Here is an 8,934-nt window from a genome sequence, read left to right as displayed (position 1 = left end):
CCCGTGCCACCGCGCATCTCTCCCATGCTCCCGCCCATCGTCCCGCCCGCGGCCCTATCCGGGGCATCACCGGAACCTGCGGAATCACCTGAACCCGGTTGAGGGTGGTGCTCGGCATGCTGGCCTTGTGCCGTTTGGTCGAGAGACGGCGCAGCCCATACCAGAGCGGTTGCCAGACTCACGGCCGACCATCGATTGCAACGCGTCTTCATCGCCTCACACATTTCTGCTAGCGCATCTCATGAGGGCCCGACATGGGCCCTCTCCCCTCGGAGTGTGAGCCACGGCCACCCTGCATCTGTCCCATCCCCATATGCCCCATCCCCTCTTGAAGGGGACATTGCCCTGTCTTGGCAATAACGGGACAATCCTTCGCGATGTCCCGCTGGCAGTCCTCGGCGGGCTTTCCCATTCTCAAACAATCCGCCATCTTCTGATACATATCGGCCAGATCCTTTCGCAACTCCGGCGACACCTGGCTCGACCGATCTTCGCCGAAACTTAAGGAAGAAATACCCACCGTAAAACAGACAGCCGTCACTAAAATCGTTTTCGTAAGCATGGCGCTTGCTCCTTTTATGGTTCGTCCTTACTGTTGTTTGGACGTCATCGTTCCCAACAGGGTCCGATGTTGATCATGAGTGAGGACCTTGGCCGCTTCCCCGACCGCTCGGATGAAGTTCATGCGTTGATCCGCCCGCAGTTTCTCGAGCTCCGCAATTTTGGCCTGAATCTGGGCGACATCCGGCTGGTCGGCGCCCGTCAACATGTACAGCTCTTGCTCGGCTCCATCAATGCGGCGTTGCTGCGTCGCGCGATCGAGCAGGGCCTTCTCCTTTAAGCGATTCAACGTCGTCTTTTGTTCAGGAGTCAGGGCGATATGCTTTGCATGGTCAAGGAAAAAGCCGGTTGACCCGACGTGATACAGGTGAGAGGCGCCCGGCTGTCCGGGCATGGCGGATGACGATCTTTTCATGCCGCCCATACCGGAACTCCTCATGCCACCCATCATCCCGCCCATTTCGCCCATACAACACATCTTCATGTTGCCGCCGGACGACATCCCGCCCATCTCGCCTTCCATCATGCCCATGCTGCCGCCGCCGGATGACTTTCCGCCAGGGGACATGCCGGCCATTTCGCCTTCATCTTCCATGTCCATCATGCCCGTGCCGGAGCTCCCGCCGGAGGACATGCCGCCCATCTGGCTCATGTCGTCGTCCATCATGGTCATCTTGCCGCCGCCGCTCATCGTTCCGCCACTTCCCATCGCGCTGCTGCGCCGCTGCCTGTTCTGCTTTTGAAGGATGGCCTGCAGGGTTGCGACCTGTTGCTGCAATTGTTGAATCTGATCGGCCAAGGCCTGGTTGTCGGTGGCCTGCGCGGCCGGATGATCGGCGTGTGCAGTCTTCGCCGCTAGGATCGGCATTGCGAGACTTCCTGCAAGCAGGAGCAGTCCTGCGGTCAGGACCCAGCGATGCCGCTTATGGTTGTTCACGAGCTTCATGATATTTCCCTCCTTTCATCCTGCGTCTTTATATCCATCCCCTTCCCATTGCCGATAGCGAGCGCCGATCTCTTTCAGCTTGCCTTCCATCTCATGGAGGCAAAAGACTTCGCACGCGTCCACAGGGGCATCCAGCTGCGCTCGATGGAGAATTGTGATCGTGACCGTCACCTCCGACCGATTGTGTCGGACGGGGTCATAGAGAATGACATTGTCCCTGACGGACATGTAGTACTGCGAAGGCCTTTCCGCCTTCGGCAGGATCCACTTTGCGACCTCGCGCAGATGGCCCAGAATGGTTCGGCATTGCTCGCAGCCCGGATGCGGCGCTTCGGTTCCGTGTGCGTGGGCGCCGTAGAGTTCCAGATTGAAGCCGACCAGCAGCGGCTGCTCGTCCGTGACCGGAAGCAGTTCCGGTAACACCTCCCAGCACACACGGTGTTCACGCACCAACGCGCTCAGCCGCACAATGGCGGCCGTGTCAGCTACCTGCTCTCCTCGTTGCTCATCCTGCGGCACAGGTCACCTTTCGCGGTTTCCTCCAAACGTGACTTTCAGGCTATTCCGCAGTCGAGGCAGACTGACGCGCGCGTCCGCCAGATCTTCCCGGGAGCCGTCTGGGCGCCTGCGCCTCGGTGACCTCGATCCGCCGAAGCTCGAATCGGCAGCACGGATCGGTCCCGCAGCAGGCCGGATGCGCGCAATGGAATCGGAACTCGATCTGGCGCGTCGCTGGAGCAAACGGCCCCAGCGTTACCCCGAAGCGATGGATCGCGGCCATGACCCCGCCAGCCGGAATCATCTCGAGCGTTCGCCATTGGTCATCGGGATCGGTTTTCCAGCTCACCCGGCCCGGACAATTCGTCCGGATGGTCAGTCGGTGCTCGCGTCGGATCGAGGCGATCGGACGCGCGAAGGTCCAGATCAGCGTATGGGGCGCGATGGATTGATCGAGTGTCACTGGTGGGTTCCGGCCAATGGATCGGTAGACGGTCTTCAGATGATCGCGAAAGAGGTCATCGAACTCCGCATCGGAGTCCGAGGCCTGGTCCTCGCCGAACCACCAGAACCAGTCGCTGCCCTCGGCCGCATACAGTGCCTCAAAGGCTTTCTGACGACGCGATGGGGTAACCTTGACGCGATCCACGAGATCACGGGTCTCCCGCAGGAGATCCCAAGCCTGATTTTCTTCAGCCTCCCCGATCCAGGTGCCGAGATCGTTCCCGGGCCGCGAGCCGTTCTCGTCGATCCAACTCGCGTGAAAGAGGTCATAGACTTTGGGAAGCTGCGGGAGCGGATGGGGCAGCACTCGCCGAGCGGCATGGCCTTCCACGTACTCGCGAAACGTGACCGTGCGAATCTCTGGATCAGCGGCAAGCGCCGTATACAGGGCATGCAGGAACGGGCGGGCCTGCTGCGGATAAGCGCCCCAGGCGTTTTCCCCATCCAGAATCACGGACACGATGCGGTTCAGCGGATCGTTGGCCTGCCAGGCGAATCGCATCTTGACTTCCCGCACAAAGTCTTCCGCGGCCTGGCGAGGGTCCGGATAACGCTGGTAGTGAAAGCCGATCTTGTCCGACAGGACGGTGTCCCGGAAGAAGATCGCCACTGCACGGCCGGCCTCATCTTCCGCCCGGTAGGCCTGACACAGCACGTTCGGGTCCTGGACGTTGTACCCGTACTGCCCGGACCGCTCCAGCACGCCCCGATCCGTGGCGATCCACTGCAGGCCAGCTTCAGCAAACAGCGAGACCACCGACTGACCGACCGCGCCCTCGGCAGGCCACATCCCCACTGGAGGATGGCCGAACCGTTCCTCGTAGAAGGTGACGGCCTGATGCACCTGCGCCTTCGCATCCTCCGGCTGGTGGAAGCGCCTGGGATGCGTGGTACCTTCCCGGTCGATCGTGGCCTGATCAGTGTCCACGAGCAGGGGCAGGATCGGATGATAAAAAGGCGTGGTGGAGATCTCAATTTGGCCGCGATCCTGAAGCCGGCCGTGAATCGCGACCACGTTGCGCATGATCTTGAGCTGTTCGCCGACCATCTGGGCGATCTGCTCCGAGCTGTATCCACTGCCTTGCGTCACGAAGCTCGCCACGGAGGCCACCTCCCCGTTGGGAAGTTTAACGGGTCCCTCCTGGAACTCCGGGCCGAACCAGGCCAGGTTGAACCACATCTGGAGATCCGCGAGATCCTGGACCGTGAACGAGCGGCTGTTCTGGCGCTGCTCAAACAAGGCGCGATACCGGGGCCGGGGGAAGATCTGCGTGTGCCAGTCGGCTTCGTAGAACGTGGCGAGGAGTTCCTCTCGTTGGGCGGCGGAGAGACGGGCCGCCGGGGTCAGCGTTAATTCCAGGGCGCGGTCTGTGGCGCCGCGCTCCGCATAGTCTTCGAGCTGTTGGAGAAGGACGGGCGTGAGATTGATCGTAAGATGCACCTCGGGATGCTGCTCTAGGAGCGCAGCCATGGCGTAGTAATCGCGAATAGCGTGCAGCCGCACCCAGGGGAACCGGTACGAGCCCTGTGGCCGCTTGGCTTGCAGATCCTTGTAGAGCGGCTGGTGCTGGTGCCAGAGGATTGCGAGGTGAATCTTCGGCCCTACGAGAAAGGAGAAGGTTCCCGCGTCGGTGGCCCCGGTCGCACAACTGCCCCGCAACCGGTACTCCACACGATCTCCGTCCGCAAAAGGGCCGAAGTTGAGAAACCAGTAGCTGTTGACCTCGCGGTTGACATTCCAGGTGCCTTCCACCTCTCCTGTCGTCTCAGTGCCATCGTGGCGCACGACCCGATAGTCGATCCACGTTCGTTGGCCCTCCTCAATGGGCCAGGTACCGAACTGAAGATTGACGTGCTGCTCCGCACTCACGAAGAACGGGAAGCGCGGCGCGTCAGGTGTGAGATGCCAGATGACCATCGTTCTGCTAGCCTCTCACGGAGGCACCTCGGTCAAGGCGCCTTGTTAGGATCTTCAGCGGCAATGAAAGAGTACGAAGGATCATTCCCGTTGTTCCTCTTGATGGCATGAATTATTGCTGTGGCGAAAACCGATATATCTCATGGCAAGCCGTGCATTGACTGGTGATGGTGGAGAGTCGACGGATAATCTGTGGGACTGTCTCGCCTTGAGCAATTCCATCAGCCAGTCCATCGAACTCATGATGCACCGACATACCCATTTGCTTGAATGCCAGCGGAATTTTTGCCACCAGAGTTGGGTTCACGTCCTTATCCATGCCCATACCGACTTTCCGAGCCGCAGTTTCCGCAGCTTGGAATTTCCGGGATGCTTCGCTCGTGCCAAGATCCGCAAGTACAGCTTGGATGGCCTCGAGAAACTGTCTCATCTGGGTCAATACGAGGTCACGTTCCGAGGGTGATAATAGAATTTCTGTGCGGCCGTCACTACCCGTCGTCGTCCACCCTTTTAGAAACAACCATCCGATTGCCGCAGCGCCGATCAGCCACAGGACTAAGGCTAACGTGCAAAGTATGCCTGATCGCATGACCGTCCTTTAGAGAGTTTGTGTAAAAACAGCCTCTTTACTACACCAAGCTCACTCGGCAAGAGAGGGCCGACGACAGTTACACATACGCATTCGCCGCATACTGTTGCACCATGCGGTGCGTGTTGAAGAAGGAAGCGTTGAAGGCTATGGTCGATCGCATAATCTCGCTCCATCGTTCGCGGCGCTGATAGAACATGGGCGCGATGACCCCGCGCAGTTTGTCGTACAGCTCGCGGGCATCCTGGGCACCGCGCCCTTCTTGTGAAGTGGCATCGGAAGGCCCGCGGCCGATGGACCAGCCCGTGATGCCCTCGATATGGCCCTCCACCCACCACCCGTCGAGCACGCTCAAGCTGGGCACACCGTTGTGCGCGGCTTTCATCCCGGAAGTGCCGGACGCCTCAAGTGGTGGGAGGGGCGTGTTCAACCAGAGATCGACGCCAGCGGTCAGGAGCTGTGCCAGCGTCAGATCGTAATCCTCCAGATACGCGATCTGCACCTCCGGCTTGACCTGACCGGCTACCCGAACCACACGGCGAATGATCTCCTTTCCCGGCTCATCCTTGGGATGCGCCTTGCCCGCAAAGATGAGCTGAATCGGGCCAACCTTCTTTGCAATGTCGACGAGCTCGTCGGGGGCCGACAACACCAAATCGCCCCGCTTGTACTGGGTGGCCCGCCGGGCAAATCCAATCGTCAGCCCATCATCGCGGAACGGCAACGAGGTCCGCCTCCGGACTTCTTCCAGCAATCGCGCCTTCGCCTGGACATGCGCCTCCCAGATGTCTTGAGGAGGGATGCTGATGGCATAGCGGAGAGCGAAGGAATCAGTGCGCCAGCCAGGAATATACCGGTCATAGAGCTGCTGAAAGCTGGGCGAGGTCCAGGTGGCCGAATGCACGCCGTTCGTAATGGAGTCGATGGCATATTCCGGGAACATCTCCTGGGAGACCTCACCATGGCGCTTGGCAACGCCGTTCACGTAGGTGCTCAGATTCAACGCCAGGAGCGTCATGTTCAGCCGGTCTCTGCCACCCAGCATCTGCAGGACTTCCAGCGGCGCCGCGTCGCCGAGCAGTTGCTTGACAAGCTCATACGAGAACTGATCATGGCCGGCCGGCACGGGGGTATGGGTGGTGAAGATGCAGGCCCGCCTCACGCCATCGAAATCCCACGCCGCCGGCTCGTTCTGTTTGCGCTCGCGCAGCAGCTCGAGAGCGAGCAAGGCCGCATGTCCTTCATTCATGTGGAACCGTTCGGCTTGCGTATAGCCCAGGGTTCGGAGCATGCGGACGCCGCCGATGCCCAAGATGATTTCCTGCGCCAGACGGTACCGTTCATCGCCACCATAGAGGTCACTCGTCAGCTCCCGATCGCCAGCCGGATTCTCTTCGACATTGGCATCTAAGAGCAGCAAGGGAACGACATAGCCGGTCAGCCCGGTGATGTCGTACTGCCACGCCCGGACGACGACGGGACGGCCTTCAATCGACACGTGGACCGTCGGAGGGAGCAACCGGGCAAACTTCGAGGGATCCCAACGCGCAGGTTGTTCACGCTGATTGCCCCATTGATCCAGATGCTGTTCGAAATAGCCACGTGTATACAGGAGACTGACGGCCACGATGGGGATCTTCAGATCGGCGCAGGATCGCAACGTGTCACCCGCCAGGACGCCCAACCCCCCACTATAGGTCGGCATGCCCGAATCCACTGCGACTTCCATTGAAAAATACGCGATGCGCCTCGTCACGTCCGCGGCGCCAGAGGCCAATCCTGTTGATCCTGTCGCGTAGCGTTCCGGTGTGGCCAGGAAGGTTCGTTTGCAGAGATCAGAACAGAACCGGAACTCTTGTCCCTGATAGATGGCAGAGAGTCCTTCACCCATCGGAATCTTCATTCCACAGACCGGGTCTTTCACGGTGTTCATCGGTTAGGCACCTTCTCTCTTCGCCCTTGCAGGGTCGCGACGATGTTGAACCTATCGGCTAGGAGGACCTTGTCTCCTACCCTCGGGGTACCGTAAGAATCTCTCGCTCCGCGTCTACCCAGTCCTCCAACGCACATCCCTCCCGACACCCTCGCTCGAGATAGAGCTCATAGGCCCGCTTCGCGATGCGCTCCTGTCGCTCATCGGATAAGGCACCTCCTTCCGGCTTATCCTCCTGTGTTGTGACCGCCTTTTCGTTGTGATTCCTCTTCAACAATTGCTGCTTCATGTCGATCCCCCTTTCCTACTTGTATCCAATCGAGAGTGGTTGTTCCTCTTTCCACCGCGCATAGGCTTGCCATCCTCGTCAACTCTTCGCCACCGATTCTCCACCGTTGACCTCAATTATCATATTGTCCCGCTTGAACTCGCAGCTCACCGCTTTCCAGAGAGCGGATAGAATAGAAATGGAAACAATCACCAGGCTAAGACTCTTCGCGATATTGGTCTTCATGACACTCTACCCTCATTGCCCGCATACTCTGGCGCGCATGCCATCGACATAGCGAGACACGACGGCGACGCCCCGAAAGATCAGCGGTGGAAGCACCAGCATCTGGGTCATAGGGACGAGGCCGATGTTGATGATGGGCACGAGCGGCATCTGTTCACCATACGTCCACCAGCGCAGCACATGAACGGTTGTCCACTCAACGCCGACGCTGATCGCGACACCTGAAGCCAGCATCACGAGGTAGCCTTCGATTCCCGGCTGCTCGAACCATGTTCGGCGACCCAGGGCAATCCAGCCGACGCCGAAGATCGCCACAACGAACAGCCCATCCGCCAGACTCGCCGCCAGACAGAGCCACCACGGAATACTGGCTCCGCCGGGATACACATAGAGCGACGACTGCAGGCGCTCCCAGGGATAATTGACCAAGACTGCCGCGACAAAAAGCATGGTGAGCCGCCGGACTAAATCGCCAGACCAGTGCTCGGACGATGACACGCTCACGTCCTCTTCGCCGTGAGAAGCTCCTGGCTCAATGCGGTTCCTGCTGCCCACGTAATCTCTCCAATATCCAATCCTGAAACGCTCGGTGCTCGGCCAGTTCCTGGAATACCGTTCGCTCGAGCGTCGGGTGGTGGTGGAGATGTTCAGCCAGGAGCCGAGCCAGCTTCCGATCCCCGTCGGGTTCTTGTCCGAGTTGATGGAGCACCTCGTGCACAAAGTGCTCATCCTGCGTGCCCCGTACCACAAGTTGCTCCCGCAAGGCTTGATCTCCCAAGACCCGATCCACCACCGGCGCATCCACCGGCATCGTATGGGCACAGGCCGAGAGCCCCAGCGCGGCAGCAATCCCTAGCCAGCTCGTCAGGCACCGCATGCTGTCCTCCTTGAGCCACACCCTATGAAACGGCTTTGCGAAGCCATTTACTGAATCATGCCGTGCGGCCGCATCGCGCGGTGTTCTTGGGCTAGCGCATCCGCTTCGTCCGCCGCTTTCCTTTGGTTTTGGGCGATCGCGCGGCAATGTGCGGCGTGCTGAGCCGGCTCAGTCTTGCCGTGCGGCTCCGAATGTTTGTCGTAGTACTCGGCCGTAAACTCCCACTGTTTGGCCTTCTCCCTGAGTTCCTGGGCCTGCCGGGCATAGTAGTTTGCCAGGCCGTTATGATCGTTTGCGTTAATCATCCGTTGAGTTGAGGTCTCTGCACAGCCTTGCAGCACCAGCACGAGCCCGACCGCACTTACCATGGACACCAACCTAGCTCTCAACATGGCACCCCTCCTGCGGTGGCAGTGAACCTTGTCACTGCATCAATGAGTTGCAGGTGTCTCGTCTCATCACCTGTACTGTGTTCCCGTATCTTCCCACTGCTCCATCCAAGACACTGACACACTTCTACTATAGATAGACGTTGAGGACCCTCCAGCATTACAGTTTGGGGTCTCCGCACGAATCTCACACCCGCCTTTTCAT

At 59.6% G+C, this 8,934-nt stretch carries 10 protein-coding genes; all 10 read right to left on the bottom strand.

Going from position 1 to position 8,934, the window contains the following annotated elements:
• Positions 1 to 229 precede the first annotated feature (229 nt).
• A complete protein-coding gene (locus GDA65_20385; protein ID MBA5865043.1) occupies positions 230 to 562 on the bottom strand; it encodes a hypothetical protein in 333 nt (110 codons plus the stop codon).
• Positions 563 to 589: 27 nt separating this feature from the next.
• Positions 590 to 1,507, bottom strand: a complete 918-nt coding sequence (locus GDA65_20380; protein ID MBA5865042.1) for a periplasmic heavy metal sensor — start codon at positions 1,505 to 1,507, stop codon at positions 590 to 592.
• Positions 1,508 to 1,522: 15 nt separating this feature from the next.
• On the bottom strand, positions 1,523 to 2,026 hold the full coding sequence (locus GDA65_20375) for a hypothetical protein (protein MBA5865041.1): 504 nt from the start codon (positions 2,024 to 2,026) through the stop codon (positions 1,523 to 1,525).
• Between the two features lie 40 nt (positions 2,027 to 2,066).
• Positions 2,067 to 4,427 carry a hypothetical protein gene (locus tag GDA65_20370; GenBank protein ID MBA5865040.1) on the bottom strand — a complete coding sequence of 787 codons (2,361 nt, stop codon included), beginning with the start codon at positions 4,425 to 4,427 and terminating at the stop codon, positions 2,067 to 2,069.
• Positions 4,428 to 4,539: 112 nt separating this feature from the next.
• On the bottom strand, positions 4,540 to 5,016 hold the full coding sequence (locus GDA65_20365) for a hypothetical protein (GenBank protein ID MBA5865039.1): 477 nt from the start codon (positions 5,014 to 5,016) through the stop codon (positions 4,540 to 4,542).
• A gap of 79 nt (positions 5,017 to 5,095) precedes the next feature.
• A complete protein-coding gene (gene glgP / locus GDA65_20360; GenBank protein MBA5865038.1) occupies positions 5,096 to 6,949 on the bottom strand; it encodes an alpha-glucan family phosphorylase in 1,854 nt (617 codons plus the stop codon).
• Between the two features lie 76 nt (positions 6,950 to 7,025).
• Positions 7,026 to 7,238: a DUF2934 domain-containing protein gene (locus GDA65_20355; GenBank protein ID MBA5865037.1), complete on the bottom strand. Its 213-nt coding sequence runs from the start codon at positions 7,236 to 7,238 to the stop codon at positions 7,026 to 7,028.
• Positions 7,239 to 7,475: 237 nt separating this feature from the next.
• On the bottom strand, positions 7,476 to 7,961 hold the full coding sequence (locus GDA65_20350; GenBank protein MBA5865036.1) for a hypothetical protein: 486 nt from the start codon (positions 7,959 to 7,961) through the stop codon (positions 7,476 to 7,478).
• Between the two features lie 34 nt (positions 7,962 to 7,995).
• Entirely contained in the window at positions 7,996 to 8,340 is a 345-nt protein-coding gene (locus tag GDA65_20345) for a hypothetical protein (protein ID MBA5865035.1), read from the bottom strand.
• 47 nt (positions 8,341 to 8,387) lie between these two features.
• On the bottom strand, positions 8,388 to 8,732 hold the full coding sequence (locus tag GDA65_20340; GenBank protein ID MBA5865034.1) for a hypothetical protein: 345 nt from the start codon (positions 8,730 to 8,732) through the stop codon (positions 8,388 to 8,390).
• Between the last annotated feature and the right edge of the window lie 202 nt (positions 8,733 to 8,934).

The organism is Nitrospira sp. CR1.1 (genome assembly GCA_014055465.1).
In the GTDB taxonomy this organism is placed as follows: Bacteria; Nitrospirota; Nitrospiria; order Nitrospirales; family Nitrospiraceae; genus Nitrospira_A.
This window is presented reverse-complemented; position numbering and strand designations above follow the sequence as displayed.